Here is a 15,679-nt window from a genome sequence, read left to right as displayed (position 1 = left end):
TCTCCTGCTCTCCTTTTTTGTTATTTTATTTTAAAAATAAATTGGGTTTTGCTTAGTTCCTTTTACCAATGTATCGTTTATACGATACATTGTAACGCAAATATCCATCTATTGACTACCGTAAATTCGATTTAAAATATCGAAATATAGATAAACATTAAAGGAGGGCATTCTTTGTTTGACGTTTTAGCTCGCATACAAGAACTACGAGAAAGTAGAGAATGGTCTGTATATAAATTGGCAAAGTTATCTGGTATTCCACAATCCACAATTGCTACATGGTATCAAAAAAATCTCTATCCCCCGATAGACAAGATAGAAATCCTATGCAATACCTTCCAAATTTCTTTACATGATTTCTTCTCCTATGAAGATTTTAATGGTCTATCCAAAGATCAAAAAAATTTATTAACTAAATGGGACCAATTATCGGAAAAAGAAAAAGACGCCATTTATTCTATTATAAATCTCTTATTGACTTCAAAATAGTTGCATAATAAAAATAGTAAAAAGGAAGCTACATGACTTAAGTATCTGTAGCTTCCTATCCTTCCTTTTCAATAAGCAAAGATTCTGCAGTTGTCCTAAATAAATTATCCGAATTAAGGTTTAAAAAAGCAAAAAGCATATATTCTATGGAAAAATTGAGAATGTAAACTTTCAAAACCTTTAATACTCTCCATATAAATATGCCTCGTATCGTTTTCTTGCTTCCACATCCTTTATCAGATTATCCATATGGGTTTGATACCAGCCTTCTACCATACTATTAATCCACTTCCCTTCATATGGAACATCATAGCGTTTTCCATCATGCCAGTTGATACAGTTGATTATTAAATGGATATGAATATAGTATGTATCCATATGGACTCCGAATGCTGAAATATAATTCTGCCCTAAAACGTGAATTAAAAAATTTCCCAAATTGGCCGCATCACACGGCATAACATAGTCGGATTTATGAAAACTAATCACCCAATGACGAATCAAATTTCCATGAGATTTCCCATAGATTGCATTGTTCAAAATCATATATGACGATACAGCAGCTTCATCATGGGTTAAGTACTCTGGCCCCATAAATGGATAGCATCCCGTATAGTCGCCAATCGCATGTCCTGGCCTAATTGTATCCTCTGTCGTTTTCAGTGGATTGTATGCATAATGGATAATCTTTTGTAAATCCTCTGGCGTATTATAACCTTTGCTATTTTTGTTTACGCAAACAATTTTTGGCATATCTCCCACAGCTCCTCTTTTATATTATCCGAAATCCTTATGTTCTGAGTTCCTTCCAGCCTTTCTAATTCCTCACGCAAATGGTGAAGCATCGTATATATTTCCCGGCTATGATCTACGATTTGTACTGGATTTTCCACAAACAGGCTCTGTTTAATCAATTGAGTTTTTTGTAATCCAGTCTGTTCCATTTTCCGTTTAAGTACCTTCTCCTCATCTTCTGTAAGTCGAATTGATATTGTCATTTCTTTTTCCTCCTTTTGGCAATACTCTAGCAAGTAGGTGGGAATGTCCTACAGACTTCCCATTCTACTTTTATGAAAATGTTATAATATTTTTAAAAATTATTTCAGATGATCTTTGAGTTTCTTGTATTATATGGTTTTACTATATACATTTTATCATTTTTAAATTTTATATCATACACATCTCTATAAAAATCACATGGAGGTGCACTATATGTTTGAGAATTATTCAGATCTTGTTTCTATAGAAGAATTATGTGAAATGCTTTTTATTGGCAAAAATGTAGCTTATGAACTTCTGCGAAGGAAAAAAATAAAGGCGTTCCGCATCGGACGCCTATGGAAGATACCAAAGAGATCGGTTGAAGAATATATCCTTTCTGAATCCAAAATCGACCAGAAATAATTAAGATCATTTTACGGTTTTTGTAAATCTCATTCGCTGCTCAGGGTAATGCCAATTTAAGGTTCTGTCCCTGTTTGTATTATAATACGGTTTCGGAACATGATACGCCGCCCCCCCCCCATTCAATTTATGCCTAAAAACAGGTGCTACCTCCAATCATCGAAAGCAACACCTGTTTTTAAAAGCAATCATACGCCCTTATCAAACCTAATCCTACCAGCCAAATAGAGCGGTACTGTCTGGATTTTTCCATCCTCCGTAATTCCACCGTAGGTATTACCTTTTAGATAATACAAAAAATCCAGTAGGCCTGCTTCCAGTAAAGTGGACGCTGTATTTCCTGCGCTCTTTCCTGCCTTTACCTCCAAGCCATAATTTTTATAATCCAGCAGGCTTCTGACATAAAAATCCAGTTCCCCTCCTGTCTGCTGGTATACAGCAAACCATGGCACGGTTCCTGCAATGCTGTCTGTGTTCCTCAACCGATTCAAAAGTTCCAAATACACAAAGTTTTCGCATAGAATTCCTTTTATAGCTGTATCTGGTTCTCCGGTCTTTCTCAGAAAATAAGCAGCAACTCCCAAATCCATATAATAATATCTGCAGTTATCTACAATGCTTAAATGGTCGCAATTAATACTTTTGCTGCAGTAACCGATTACGTGAGATAAATACAGCCAGCTTCTGGCATGATTTATCATCTTCTTAGAAACCCGTCCACTTTCTTCTTTAAAGACGATTTTGGATAAGTCTGTTACCAGATCTTCCGTACCTCTCTTCTCCTTTAAAAGCATAATTGCGATTGCCTGGAATAACTGCCCGAATATCTCAATATCCAGTTCGGATTCAAAATATCTGGATGACTCCTTGATAAAAATATCGATAATCCGCTCCACCAGCCTCCGGCTTTGGCTCAGATCTCCGGTTTCCAAGTAGTTTTGGACAACTCTTGGATAACCGCCAATCTGGCAGTATAAATCGAAATAATCCTTGATTTCATCATACCTGGCATGATCGTCCTTCCCGTCCAGAGTAAGGGTCTCATACAGATCCCTCTTTCCAAATGCCCCCAAAAACTCTGGAAAAGACAGAGTCCCCATAACCAGAGTATCCGTATCTCCAGCGGAAAGGAAAAATTCTTTTTCCCGTGTCTTTCCCAAATAACTTCCTGTTACAATAAAATCGCAGGAAAATTCCCTGGCAAATTCGCGGATTCGGCTGTAGATCACCGGAGACTCCTGTATCTCGTCAATAACAACGATTGTCTCCCTGCTGTCTACAAAGTTAGGCGCATATGTCTTCAGTACTGCGGCCATACCATTTTCTGCCTCGTCCTGTACATTTCTTCGATGATACGCCTTTTCGTAACATTCCAGAAAATATTCCCCTGACTCCCCAATCATATTGATATAAATATACTGCTGATACTGCTCTCTTGCAAATTTATCCAAAATATAAGTCTTGCCAACCTGTCTGGCTCCTTCCAACTCCAAAACAAGTCCTGAATTTCGTCTTTTCCATTGAAGCAGTTCTTCGTATATATCCCGTTTTAACTCTATCTCCATAGATCCCCCTTCCATTCCTAATACGACCTTTTTATAGTATAGCACAATTAAAAATGAATACCAAGTAGCAATACCAGGCTAGCCAATTCTCTTTACTGCCTCAATCGCCCGATCAACCCCCATATGAACGTATGTATCATAAGTGATTTTAACCGAGCTATGACCCAGAAGCTGGCTTACCACCTTTACATCCACCCCGGCCTGAATAAGATTCGTAGCGAATGTATGTCTGAAAGAATGGACACTTCGATACGGTACATCTGCCGCTTTCAATATAGCCTTTAAAATTTTCGGGAGGGTCTGCTGACTAAGCAGTTCACCCTTATCGTTGCAATCCACATAATCGGAATGAATATGGTGTGATTTTTGATAATCCTGCAGCGCTCTTAAAGCCTGTAACGCTTTCTCATTACAAGGCACAATACGGTTTCCAGTTTTCGTTTTCACTGTCGTTATCACCACCTGATACTTATTTTCTTTCCCATCCCTGCATTTTACAACAGATGCGTTTTGCTTTACATGAATAAATCCCTTATCAAGATCAATATTGTCCCAACGTAAGGCTATAGCTTCTCCTGCACGAAGGCCGGTATTGGCCAACAACAGGAAGAACCAAGTATGTCTATACCTCACCTCTCCTGACTGATACGTAATTGCTGCCACATTTTCTATTCTGGTAAGTTCCTCTTTGCTAAATACACCCATTTGCTTCTCCTTCTTATTTAGATTTTCTTTTTTCGGCATCTGGACTGCGCGCACCGGATTAAAATCCATCTCTCTGCAGATAACCGCATACTCAAAGCATCCATTTAACAATTCATATATTTTTTTTAGGGATGAGTAGGAAAGTGTCCTACTTTTCTCATTAATCAGACCTTGCACGTCCATTGACGTAATATTTCCTAGCTGGCATCTTCCTACCCGGCTATCTTTAATCTGTGTAAGGTATGTACGTTCCAGTCGATCAAAGGATGCTGCTTTTAAGGATGGCCGTTTTACGGTTTCCATCCATTTCTCGATATAGGTATTAACAAATATTTTTTGCGGTATTACCTCTTTTTTTAAGGTTCGGATTTTAAATTCCTCTAATTTCCGTTCTACCTCCTTTTTCGTTGCTCCAGTACAGGAAAATGGTTCATATCCGGAAATGGCAATCCTCCCTAAATACGTCCCATTCGCCTTCCTCATAATTGAACCAGCACCCTTTTTGCGACGCTTCTTTGTAGTTTCCTTCTCTTCCACAATTTCCTCCTATAAATATCCCCCTGGTGTGCAATTCCAGGGGGGCTATATTAATAGTAAATCTCTTTTCCTGTATTTTCCTCCAACCAACGCTGGATCTGCGCCTCAGAGGTGAGGTACGCCTTCCCGACTTTAACGACCGGGAGGACGCCCGCCGTAAGCAGTTGCTGTAGCTTCGTGCGACCGAATGGAAAAATTTTCAGCAAATCGGCTTTAGTATAAACTCGAATATTCGCATCATCTTTTGATTTCTTCATTTTTACGCCCCTTTCAAAATGATTCCCACGAATCCATTTACTGTTTCTTTTCCAATTCTTATTTTTTTCTTTTCGACCTTTCCTTCTGTTTTCTCCCGAAACTTCTTGCTAAATGATTCCTGCGACATTGAACCTACTCCCTTTTCAATGCAGAATGTCAAAAAAGAATTAAACAGCTTCTCTGATGATACCCTGTCTGCCTCATTTCCGGTCAATTCGCAATGCTCTTCCATGAAAACGTCCAAAACTTTTTCCCAGTTGATTACCTTTCCTTCATTTTCAGTGCCCAGATCCACGGTAGTAAATGCAAACCCCCGTTTTTCCAAATCCGCATAAACGTTCATCGCCTTTCTGCAAATTCCAGCACGCTCCCTTAATAGCTTTTCGCAAAGTTGTAAATCCTGTTTTTCTCTAGGGACGGCGTACCTGAAAGGAATAAAAATACACCGTTCTGCGAATGCTGGATCTGGAGATGCCAAGCGTACCATGGCATTAGAACCAAACAGAAGGCGAACTGTCGCACGAAAACGTACTGCCTCCTTGAATTTAACATCTGCGCGAATTAAATCACCTCCGGTAAGGGATTTTATCCTTCCTACTGCCTCTGCTGATAAGGGAACATTAGGCAAGTCCATGCAAATATTTAGGTGACGCCCCATTAGTTCTGCAAGTCCAAACTGTTTGCCAAAATCATTGACCGACAGCGTTGAAACAGATTCTTCACCTAAAATCCCTGTCAGAATATCCGCAAAAAGGCTTTTTCCAGAGTCTTTCTTGCCGAGAAGGAAAACGATTTTTTTTGCTCTTGTTTCCCTTGATAGCAAGTAGGCTATCACCTCCCACAGTAGCTGAACTAATTTTCCATCCCCTCCGGCGATTGAATCGAGATAGACTTCAAAGTTTGGACAGATTGCGTATTCATCATATTCGCACTGCAATGCCGAACAAACAAAAACATTTCCATCATTCAGGCGCATTTCCCCTGAAAAAGAATCGACAAATTTATCACGGAAAACCCAAATTCTAGGAGCCAGAAGCTGAGAATCCTTAACCAAAAGGTTTGACTCCCTCCTCAAAAACTCTCGGACTTCGCGGTAGATGTATGATTTTCCTACGGTTTTTATTCGTTCCCCGAATATTGCATTAACGAGGTAGTCTATTTCATTGTCTGAAACTCTCGTATAAAATCCAATATTGGCATTAAACAAATAAATTTGAGCATCATAAATGCGAAAACCGAAATTCAAACGCAAATAATTTTCAATCTCTGCAATAAGCGCCTTATCATCCTCATCATTCGTCAAAAATTCGTCATTCTGCATCGGAGTTCCTTTATAAATTTTTGCCGGCGCAAGCTGCTCTTTCGACATGCTGGCTTTGTCCTCGATTAAGGCTGGCATTTTTTTTCCCTCCTTTATCGGAATCCGGCATTTTTCCATAAAGGAAACTGCCGGTTGCATCCCTACGGCCTTTGCCCTTATCTCTTCTGCAATGCTTTGAAGTTCGGTTATCTGTACGAATTCTCCCTCCGTCTTGATTTGACTATTTGCTAAACGAATCGCCAGAAGATCTCCCTCAGAAAAAAGTTGTTTTCCAGTCTCTTCATCAGCCAAATGGGTAAGATCCATTCCAACTGCAAGGGCTTCCTTTGCCGTAATCACCCTCCTCTCCCCCAACTGTATGTATGCTGATGCCGGTATTTGTATAGAAATCTGCTTGCCACTTTCATGCAGAAATCCATTGAATGTAACTGCTTCTTGCATATTATTTCCTCCTTTTTTTCTAAAGTATACCTGTCCTTTTAATCAATTTATATCTTTTCATATTTACTATTCAATTATATTAAAACTTTATAAATACTATTTTTCATGCTATAATTATAAAAACTAAATTTTAGGAGCATAAAATGAAATATCTTGTATTAGATAAAGACCGATGGAACAATGCTTTAGAAGAAGCTGACCATATTCTAAAATACACGTTACTTCTTCCAGATTCCACCGCTATAACAAACGCCGATCCATCTTCCTGGATTCCAGATTCTTTAGAAAAGCTTTTTGACAACTGTATTTTTAAAATTTTTCCCAATTCTGGAGATTTTTTTGGACAAAGCAAGCCTAAATATGAATTTTCCGAATTGCCTCCCACCTCCTACTACAAAAAGGAGAGTCTTTTTCCAAAAACTCTCCTACTTCATTGTGTAGTTTATGCTTATAGTGTTATTAGCTCGTTCACTTCGACATTTCAAACTACCTATTCGAGGGCAAACATTGACTTTGAATCAGAACTTAACAAGAATGATACTACTTTAAGAGCAGCCGAAGCTACACGATTGAGCAATGCCATAAAGAACCATCTTCGTGTAATGAACAATCAATCTTTTCCTTTATTTTGGGGTAGCAAAAAAGAAACCCAGATAGAAACATCACAGGCTGCTCTATTTCAGTCCATTATGGATTTTGATGCAAGAAAATTTGGAAGCGTACTGCGCCTTTATAATTATGATGAAAATAGCAGCACGCCATGCAAAATATCAAATAGTTTAACAAAAACATCTGAGTTGTATAAGATGCTTATTAAACAGGCTCCTGACGACATTCCCGAAAGGCTACTATGGTTCTACCGTATAGAAAATATATTCGGCCTTGATTTATTGAGCCAAATTCTATCTAATATTAATGATTTAAAAATACAAGGCACGCCCTACCCTAACGGCATAAACAGCTACCGCACCTTATCTTATGCAAACCGACTACCAAATAGCCTTTCTCGTTCTCTGTATATTCATTATGCATTTTCAGCTATTAATGAATCTTTCTCAGAACAAACTTATTTTTTTAAGGAACTCTTTAATTTTGATATAATAGCGCAGAAAATTCCTCCCGTTCAAAAAGCGTTGCCGATTCATACCTGGCATATTTTCTTTGAACGATTCTGTCGTTTCTTTTCTGATTTTGCCTGCCCTGTTGTTGAGTGGTATTTCATGCTTACCCTTATTAAAACAACAAAGAAACATCTTTCAAAATGTAATATAGAAAAACAAATGAGTGCATTAAAGCCTCTACTTAGGCAGTATATGATAGAGCATGAAAAGGACTTCTTTTCCTCTGATACAAAGGAATTAGAAAAACGTTTTGATACTTCATTAGACACCCTCCCTCCTTGTGATATATCCAAGCTTTTAACCGAGTTCCGAAAGCGTGCCTACAAAATCAACTTGCTTACACCGGAACTCACCTTAAGTACTTGTACCGCTAATCATAATACAAACATCAAAAAAATTCGGGGAAGTTATATTTCTTTTTTATCAAATTTCCCGATAACCAGCGTTCCAGGTTCCACGTTCTAAACAAACTAATAAAAATTTCCCGTATGTTCCTGTATGTTCCTGGAACATTCCCCATAAATAGCGGTTTTGCCAAGAACATTGGAACATGGAACATGACTTTTAAACATTAGCAAAGCAGTGTGCGAAACCTTCTTTAAATTAAATTTGATGCGTTACATAGCTATAGTAACGATGTAGTTAAGCAAATAAAAATTCCTTTAGATTCCTCAAAAAAAGACTAACACTTGTCAAGTCATCTATAGGTCCCTCACTCGTTACTGTTTTCTGATACACTATTGGTACACTATCTTTCGATTTATAGTGTACCAACCTGTTCCAAAACGGCTCTTTCCACTAAAAAAGGAACTTCGGTTTATTCTAGTAATAATTACTAAAATAGCCGAAATTCCTTTATTTTAAAGGAAATTTATATAAAAAAAGGAACCACATTTCTGTGATTCCTCAAGAGGCGCGAACCGGATTTGAACCGGTGATCAGGGTGTTGCAGACCCACGCCTTACCGCTTGGCTATCGCGCCATATTCTATTGTATGCACTGGAACACTAAATATTCCAGGAGTGACCCCAACGAGATTCGAACTCGTGTTACCGCCGTGAAAGGGCGATGTCTTAACCGCTTGACCATGGGGCCGGATTGCTTATTTATACTATCATATCTGACTGCCTCTGTCAACCGATTTAAGCCGGGCAAAACCGGACAGTAATAAAAAGCTCCCCGAGTAGGACTCGAACCTACGACAGCGCGGTTAACAGCCGCGTGCTCTACCGACTGAGCTATCGAGGAATAGTTGTTTCAAACAACGATGATATTATATAATAGAGGTAAAGAAATGTCAAGGATTTTTTTAAATTTTTCTCTATTTCCTGGATTTTCCGGATCCTATCTAAACGACGGGAACTCACTGTCCAGCCCGACCCCAAAACCGGAAATCCGGACAAGGCGGCGGCCTGGTTCAAATGCTCCCCAAAGCCGCCCCTTATCCGTTCTCATATATTACTTTCCCACTCGCTCCAGCTTTACCACACACTCGCAGTGTCCCCCCATCGGAAACATATCCACTGGACGCACACGCGTTGCCCGGTAGCCGTTTTCCTCCAGGAACTTCACATCCCTGGCCAGGGTCGCCGAATCGCAGCTTACATAGACCACCCGCTCTGGAGCCATCTTAAGGATCGTTTCCAGACAAACGGGATCGCAGCCCTTCCTTGGCGGGTCCACCACGATCACGTCCGCATGGACATGGTTCCTTTCATACTGCTCCGGCAGCACCTCCTCGGCCTTGCCGACGAAAAACTCCACATTTTCGATGCCGTTTCTCCTGGCATTCTCCCTGGCGTCCTCAATGGCCTGGGGAATGATCTCCACGCCGTAGACCTTCCCGGCCTTCTTCGCCAGAAACGACGAAATGGTCCCGATGCCGCAATAAAGGTCCCAGACCGTTTCGCCGCCGGAAAGATCTGCAAATTCCAGGGCCGTTCCGTAAAGCTTTTCCGTCTGCACCGGATTCACCTGGTAAAAGGAAAGAGGCGAGATCCGGTATTCGATATCACCGATGGTGTCTGTGATATAGCCGGGGCCGTAAAGGTTTACGATCCTTGTGCCCATGATCACGTTGGTCCGCTCGGTGTTGACCGAATACGATACGCTGGAGACGCCGGCCTCCCTTAACCGCTCCGCCAGCTCCCCGCCGTGGGGAAGCTCCTCTCCATTGATGACCAGACAGACCATCAGCCCGCCGCTGGAAAATCCCTTTCTTAAGAGCACATGGCGCACCAGGCCCTGATGGGCGGCTTCGTCATAGGGCTTTATTTTATATTCTTTCATGAAATCCAGGATAATTTTCAGAAGCTCCTTATTTTCCTGGCAGCCCAGAAGGCAGTCCAGACCCGGAGCCGGGATCAGGGAATGGGTGCGTCCCGCATAAAATCCCGCCGTCAGCTGTCCGTCCTTTCCCAGGCCCACCGGATACTGGGCCTTGTTGCGGTAACGCCAGGGGTCCTCCATGCCGATGATGGGCTCCATGACCACGGCATCCAAAACGCCCGCGGCCTTTTCCCTGTCCTCTGGCAGGAACAGGCGGTCCATGCCGCCGATCCTCTTTAAATGATTGTAGACCTTTCTCTCCTTGAACCGGAGCTGTTCCCTATAATCCAGCTCCTGGAGCTGACAGCCGCCGCAGGCCCTGGCCACCGGACACCGGGGCTCTACCCGTGCCGGCGCAGGCTCCAGGATCTTCACCAGCCTGGCAAAGCCATAATTTTTCTTCATCTTCATCACCGACGCCTGGATCACATCCCCAATGAGCGCGTCCTTGATGAACCAGGTGTAGCCGTCGGTTTTTCCGATCCCGGCCCCGTCCTCGCCCATGTCCTCAATGGTCACGGTAAATACGTCGTTTTTCTTCATGCTCCGTCCTCCGGTTATTTCTCCTGGCCGTCACTGGTCCGTCTCACATTGCTTTCCATGAACCGGTTATAGCCCAGCCAGCCCATGTTGTCGCCTGCGCCCTTTAAGATCTCGGTCATGGTCTCCAGCTTGGCATCGGCGTTGTCGGCCAGATTCAGGGCCAGCGCCTCGATCAGGGCCGGTTTCTTGGGAGATCCGTATTCCAGCTCGCCGTGATGGGCCAGGATACAGTGGATCAGCTCATGCTCCAGCTTCTTTGGGAAGCCAGGCATGGCGGCGATCCTCTCCTCCAGCATCTGGACGCCGATGATGATATGGCCCAGGAGCTGTCCCTCGTCGGTATAATCGTTCTCCGGGAACGCAGACAGCTCCTTTGTCTTTCCGATATCATGGAACATGGCGGCCGTTAAGAGCAGGTCCCGGTTTAAGGCCGGATACTGTTTACTGAAATAATCGCACATCTTCACAACGCTTAAGGTGTGCTCCAGAAGCCCTCCCACAAAGCCGTGGTGAACGCTCTTGGCCGCAGAATGGAAGGAGAATGCCTTCATAAAGGCAGCGTCGTTCATGAAAAAGCCGGCGGCCAGCTTTCTGAGGTACTCATTCCGGATGGTGGTGATATACTGGGTCAGCTCATGCTGCATGGTCTTTACATCCTTGGAGGTCACCGGCAGATAATCCCCAGGCCTGTATTCCCCCTCATCGGCCTTGCGGATCCGCTTTACGTTTAACTGGAAAGCCCCCTGGAACACTGTCACGTCTGCATCCACGAACACATAATCCATAGCCGCAAACTCATTGATCCCCGGAGAATTCAGCTCCCAAATCTTCGCGTCTACGGTCCCCGTCTTGTCCTGGAGGGTCAGAGAGCCATACTCCTTTCCGTTTTTTGTCAGTGCGATCTGCTTTGTCTTGCACAGATACACCTCGGATATGTGAGCGCCCTCCCGGAATGTTTCGATATATTTCATACTATAATTTCTCCCTTCTTCAATCTCCCGCCGCTTTTCCGGTATCCTCAATACCGGACAGCAGCCCTTTATATGCCGGATCCGTTCTCCCGGCCCCGGACATCATGAGCCAGGCGAATCACCTGGCTCCAATGATCACTTTGTATTCAATTTCCTTATATTCTCCCAGTCCCATTCTCTGGACCGTCACTGTGGCCTCGGTCCCGGCCGCCTGGTCCTCCAGACATGCCTGGTAATCCCGGATGGAGCAGATCTCCGCTCCCTGGATCCTCGTTAGGATATCCCCTGCCTGGATTCCGGCCAGGTATGCCGGACTATCGGCAATGGCCTCTGTAATATAGAGTCCCTTGGGGATCCCCTCCGCCTGCATGGCCTCGCTGACGTCCTGGCCCTTTAAGCCCATATACGGGATCTGGATCCCATTCATCAGCTTCTGGAGGTTTCCTTTATACTCAGATACCGGAAGCGCAATGGTAAACCCCTGTCGGTCCTCTGCCCCATAAAGCTCTGTGGCCCAGCCCACCAGCTCTCCAGACATATTTAAAAAGAAGGTCCCTTTTCCAGTCTCGCAGCCGCAGTCTGTGTAAAGAACGCGGGTCTGACCATCGGCGGTCTGCACGTTCCCAGCCACATAGGAAACAGCCCCCTGCTTTACGGAATGGACGATCCCCGCAGGGCTTCCCACGGCAATCACCAGGTCTCCAGTTTCCAGACTATACGAATTTCCCAGCTCCACGGCTTTGATACGCTCCCTTGCGGCTTCCTGCACCTCGGCTTCCGCCACTGATACCACCGCCAGACCACCCAGGCTGTCCTTCTGCTTTAAGGTTCCCGCCGCCGTACCGCCGTCTTTAAAAACGACCCGGAGGGAATCCGCCTCCTCCACCGCCGCAGCTTCTGTCAGGATCATGATCTCCCCACGGCTTATGGACAGGATGATCCCCGCATACTGGCCGGTGCTCTCCACCGGATTGTCGAACCAGTCCACCTGGTGCTTTACGGAAGATACGGTCACGACACTCTGATCGGCCTCCCTGCCGATCTCCTGGAGGACCTGGTTCATGCCCTCCACCTTGTCCCTGGTCCAGTCGAAGGTCTCCAGCTCTTTTTTTACGATCCCTTCGATCTCCTCCCGGGCTGCCTCCGACTGGCTCTCCGGCGGCAGGGATTCGCTTTCCGCCGTCTGGGTCTCCTCCTCTTTTCCCGGTTCATCCCGCTCAATGGTAATGGTAGGAGCCGGAGTCGTCTCCGGCTCCTTTCCCAGGAACCGTTCTGCCAGCGGCCTTGAGGCTGCAAAGCTTACTGCTGCCACGACCCCGAAAATGACCGCACTTAAAAACAGCCGGAAAACGCGGACCGCAGTCTGCCGTCTGCTGAGCGGGGGCTTTACGATCTTTTCCCTCATGAATGGTTTTTCATTGGATCTCTTTTCGTCTGGTGCATCGGCCATATCCCATAAAACTCCTCTCCTTTCCATTATAGTTTTTTTGCTGGGTTTATGCAACAAAAATATCTCTAGGATATTCCATTGCTTTGTGTTATACTTTGGTAAATGGGCAAAGTCTCTGCCCGCTGTTTTGAAAGGACCTTTTTATGAACCAGAAAGTATTAAAAACCTTAGAATATCATAAGATCATAGAAAAACTGACCGAATATGCCGCTTCGGAGCCAGGGAAAAGGCTGTGCCGGGAACTGGAGCCGTCCTCGGACTTTGAGGAGATCGTCCAGGCCCAGGCAGAGACCGCCGATGCCGTCGCCAGGGTCCGCCAGAAGGGAAGTGTTTCCTTTGCCGGGATCTCCGACATCGGCGGCTCCCTAAAGCGCCTGGAGATCGGAAGCTCCTTAAGTATCCATGAGCTCCTGGCCGTCAGCTCTCTTCTGACCTGTGCCGCCAGAGCCAAAAACTATGGCCGCCGCCAGGAATCTGAGCTTCCCGACGACTCCCTGGACGAGATGTTCCGTTCCCTGGAGCCGCTGACCAACGTAAACAACGAGATCACCCGCTGCATCATTTCCGAAGAAGAGGTGGCCGACGATGCCAGCCCGGGACTGCGCCATGTACGCCGCCAGATGAAGATCACCGGCGACCGGGTCCACACCCAGTTAAATGCCATCTTAAATTCCAGCCGCACCATGCTCCAGGATCCGGTGATCACCATGCGGGACGGCCGCTACTGCCTGCCTGTAAAGGCCGAATATAAAAGCAGCTTCCAGGGCATGGTCCACGACCAGTCTGCCACCGGCTCCACCCTTTTTATCGAGCCCATGGCCATCATTAAATTAAACAACGAGCTGCGGGAGCTGGAGATCCGGGAGCAGAAGGAGATCGAAATGGTGCTGGCTGCCCTCAGCATGGAGCTGGTCCCCTATGTGGAGACCATCCTCATAAACCTGAAGCTTCTGACAAAGCTGGACTTTATCTTTGCCCGGGCCGCTCTGGCCAGACATTATAACTGCTCCATGCCGAAATTCAATAAAAACGGCTATATCCACATCAAAGACGGCCGCCATCCGCTGCTGGACCCCAAAAAAGTGGTCCCCATCAACGTGTATCTGGGAAAGGACTTTGACCTGCTCATCGTCACCGGCCCCAATACCGGCGGAAAGACCGTATCCTTAAAGACCGTGGGGCTTTTCACCCTCATGGGCCAGTCTGGCCTCCAGATCCCGGCCTTCGACGGGTCAGAGCTGGCTGTATTTGACGAAGTATTTGCCGACATCGGAGACGAACAGAGCATCGAGCAGAGCTTAAGTACCTTCTCCGCCCATATGACCAATATCGTGAGGATCCTGGAAAAGGCCGACAGCCATTCCTTATGCCTCTTTGACGAGCTGGGGGCCGGAACAGACCCCACCGAGGGCGCAGCTCTGGCTATTGCCGTGCTGTCCTTCCTCCACAATATGAAATGCCGCACCATGGCCACCACCCATTACAGTGAATTAAAGGTCTATGCCCTGACCACTCCCGGCGTGGAGAATGCCTGCTGTGAATTTGATGTGGAGACCTTAAGGCCCACCTACCGCCTGCTCATCGGCATTCCGGGAAAGAGCAACGCCTTTGCCATCTCCCAGAAGCTGGGGCTTCCCGATTTCATTATCCAGGATGCAAAGTCCCGTCTGGAGGAAGGCGACGAGGCCTTTGAGGACCTGCTGGCCAGCCTGGAGGAAAGCCGCGTCACCATCGAAAAGGAACGGGAGGAGATCGCCTCCTATAAATCGGAGATCTCCCGGTTAAAGAGCCGTCTGGAGCAGAAGGAGGAGCGGTTTGACGAGCGGAAGGACAAGCTGATCCGAAACGCCAATGAGGAGGCCCAGAGGATCCTCCGGGAGGCCAAGGAAACTGCCGACCAGACCATCCGCCAGATCAATAAGCTGGCCCAGTCCTCCGGCGTGGGAAAGGAGCTGGAGGCAGAGCGCACAAAGCTTCGGGAAAAGCTGGACAAGGTCGATAAAAACCTGAGCCTTAAAAATGAAAAAGGCCCGAAAAAGACCATTTCTCCAAAGAAATTAAAGATCGGGGACGGGGTCAAGGTGCTGACCATGAACTTAAACGGCACCGTCAGCTCCCTGCCCAACGCCAAGGGCGATCTGTATGTGCAGATGGGGATCCTGCGGTCTCTGGTGAACATCAAGGACCTGGAGCTTTTAAACGAGCCGGCCATTTCCGGTCCCGGTATGGATCTGATGAAAAAGAACAATACCGGCAGCGGAAAGATCAAGATGTCCAAGTCCTTCTCCGTTTCCCCGGAGGTGAACCTGATCGGCATGACCGTGGACGAGGCCATTCCCGTACTGGATAAGTACCTGGACGATGCCTACCTGGCCCACCTTCCCAAGGTGCGTGTGGTCCACGGACGGGGGACCGGCGCCTTAAAGGCCGGGGTCCATAAGCATCTGAAAAAATTGAAATACGTGAAGGAGTTCCGGCTGGGCGATTTTGGAGAAGGCGATACCGGAGTTACCATTGTGACATTTAAGTAAAACTGACAGGGAGGA

13 protein-coding genes and 3 tRNA genes are annotated in these 15,679 nt (G+C 45.5%); 4 read left to right on the top strand and 12 right to left on the bottom strand.

Features of this window, described 5'->3' with window-relative positions; translation table 11 throughout:
- The first annotated feature begins 174 nt into the window (after positions 1-174).
- Entirely contained in the window at positions 175-489 is a 315-nt protein-coding gene (locus ACI6NM_RS11175; RefSeq protein ID WP_215653736.1) for a helix-turn-helix domain-containing protein, read from the top strand.
- Between the two features lie 180 nt (positions 490-669).
- Here ACI6NM_RS11175 and ACI6NM_RS11170 read toward each other — a convergent pair whose 3' ends face one another.
- Both ACI6NM_RS11170 and ACI6NM_RS11165 read right to left on the bottom strand, forming a co-directional pair.
- On the bottom strand, positions 670-1,242 hold the full coding sequence (locus tag ACI6NM_RS11170) for a relaxase/mobilization nuclease domain-containing protein (protein ID WP_262427732.1): 573 nt from the start codon (positions 1,240-1,242) through the stop codon (positions 670-672).
- Entirely contained in the window at positions 1,221-1,487 is a 267-nt protein-coding gene (locus ACI6NM_RS11165; RefSeq protein WP_215653738.1) for a plasmid mobilization protein, read from the bottom strand. The genes ACI6NM_RS11170 and ACI6NM_RS11165 overlap by 22 nt, the downstream gene beginning before the upstream one ends.
- 214 nt (positions 1,488-1,701) lie before the next feature.
- On the opposite strand from ACI6NM_RS11165, the gene ACI6NM_RS11160 reads away from it, so the two are divergent.
- Positions 1,702-1,893, top strand: a complete 192-nt coding sequence (locus ACI6NM_RS11160) for a helix-turn-helix domain-containing protein (RefSeq protein WP_262427731.1) — start codon at positions 1,702-1,704, stop codon at positions 1,891-1,893.
- A gap of 188 nt (positions 1,894-2,081) precedes the next feature.
- Here the strand turns inward: ACI6NM_RS11160 and ACI6NM_RS11155 are convergent, their stop codons facing one another.
- From ACI6NM_RS11155 to ACI6NM_RS11140, 4 genes are all read right to left on the bottom strand, one after another.
- Positions 2,082-3,458: an ATP-binding protein gene (locus ACI6NM_RS11155; RefSeq protein WP_262427730.1), complete on the bottom strand. Its 1,377-nt coding sequence runs from the start codon at positions 3,456-3,458 to the stop codon at positions 2,082-2,084.
- A 78-nt stretch (positions 3,459-3,536) separates the two neighbouring features.
- Positions 3,537-4,700 (bottom strand): tyrosine-type recombinase/integrase, encoded by a 1,164-nt coding sequence (locus tag ACI6NM_RS11150; RefSeq protein WP_262427729.1) that lies wholly within the window; start codon positions 4,698-4,700, stop codon positions 3,537-3,539.
- 50 nt (positions 4,701-4,750) lie between these two features.
- Positions 4,751-4,957 carry a helix-turn-helix domain-containing protein gene (locus tag ACI6NM_RS11145; RefSeq protein WP_262427728.1) on the bottom strand — a complete coding sequence of 69 codons (207 nt, stop codon included), beginning with the start codon at positions 4,955-4,957 and terminating at the stop codon, positions 4,751-4,753.
- Positions 4,958-4,959: 2 nt separating this feature from the next.
- The gene (locus tag ACI6NM_RS11140) at positions 4,960-6,720 is read right to left on the bottom strand and encodes a DNA primase family protein (RefSeq protein ID WP_262427727.1); all 1,761 of its coding nucleotides are present in this window, start codon (positions 6,718-6,720) and stop codon (positions 4,960-4,962) included.
- A 143-nt stretch (positions 6,721-6,863) separates the two neighbouring features.
- Here ACI6NM_RS11140 and ACI6NM_RS11135 point away from each other — a divergent pair, with 143 nt between their 5' ends.
- The gene (locus ACI6NM_RS11135; RefSeq protein WP_262427726.1) at positions 6,864-8,306 is read left to right on the top strand and encodes a hypothetical protein; all 1,443 of its coding nucleotides are present in this window, start codon (positions 6,864-6,866) and stop codon (positions 8,304-8,306) included.
- Between the two features lie 446 nt (positions 8,307-8,752).
- Here the strand turns inward: ACI6NM_RS11135 and ACI6NM_RS11130 are convergent.
- The 6 genes from ACI6NM_RS11130 to ACI6NM_RS11105 all read right to left on the bottom strand — a co-directional run bounded on the left by ACI6NM_RS11130 (position 8,753) and on the right by ACI6NM_RS11105 (position 13,133).
- A tRNA-Cys gene (locus tag ACI6NM_RS11130) sits at positions 8,753-8,823 on the bottom strand.
- A 41-nt stretch (positions 8,824-8,864) separates the two neighbouring features.
- Positions 8,865-8,936: transfer RNA gene (locus ACI6NM_RS11125), tRNA-Glu, on the bottom strand.
- Between the two features lie 80 nt (positions 8,937-9,016).
- Positions 9,017-9,089: transfer RNA gene (locus ACI6NM_RS11120), tRNA-Asn, on the bottom strand.
- Positions 9,090-9,299: 210 nt separating this feature from the next.
- Positions 9,300-10,712: a 23S rRNA (uracil(1939)-C(5))-methyltransferase RlmD gene (gene rlmD / locus ACI6NM_RS11115; RefSeq protein WP_262427725.1), complete on the bottom strand. Its 1,413-nt coding sequence runs from the start codon at positions 10,710-10,712 to the stop codon at positions 9,300-9,302.
- Between the two features lie 14 nt (positions 10,713-10,726).
- Positions 10,727-11,683 (bottom strand): 3'-5' exoribonuclease YhaM family protein, encoded by a 957-nt coding sequence (locus tag ACI6NM_RS11110; protein WP_022274094.1) that lies wholly within the window; start codon positions 11,681-11,683, stop codon positions 10,727-10,729.
- 118 nt (positions 11,684-11,801) lie between these two features.
- Positions 11,802-13,133: a S1C family serine protease gene (locus tag ACI6NM_RS11105; protein ID WP_022274093.1), complete on the bottom strand. Its 1,332-nt coding sequence runs from the start codon at positions 13,131-13,133 to the stop codon at positions 11,802-11,804.
- Positions 13,134-13,276: 143 nt separating this feature from the next.
- On the opposite strand from ACI6NM_RS11105, the gene ACI6NM_RS11100 reads away from it, so the two are divergent.
- Positions 13,277-15,664: an endonuclease MutS2 gene (locus tag ACI6NM_RS11100; RefSeq protein ID WP_262427724.1), complete on the top strand. Its 2,388-nt coding sequence runs from the start codon at positions 13,277-13,279 to the stop codon at positions 15,662-15,664.
- Positions 15,665-15,679 lie beyond the last annotated feature (15 nt).

The organism is Pilosibacter sp. YYHA0881, assembly GCF_051602715.1.
In the GTDB taxonomy this organism is placed as follows: Bacteria; Bacillota; Clostridia; order Lachnospirales; family Lachnospiraceae; genus Alitiscatomonas; species Alitiscatomonas aceti.
The sequence above is the reverse complement of the archived record's forward strand: the minus strand, read 5'-3'. Positions and strand labels throughout refer to the sequence as shown.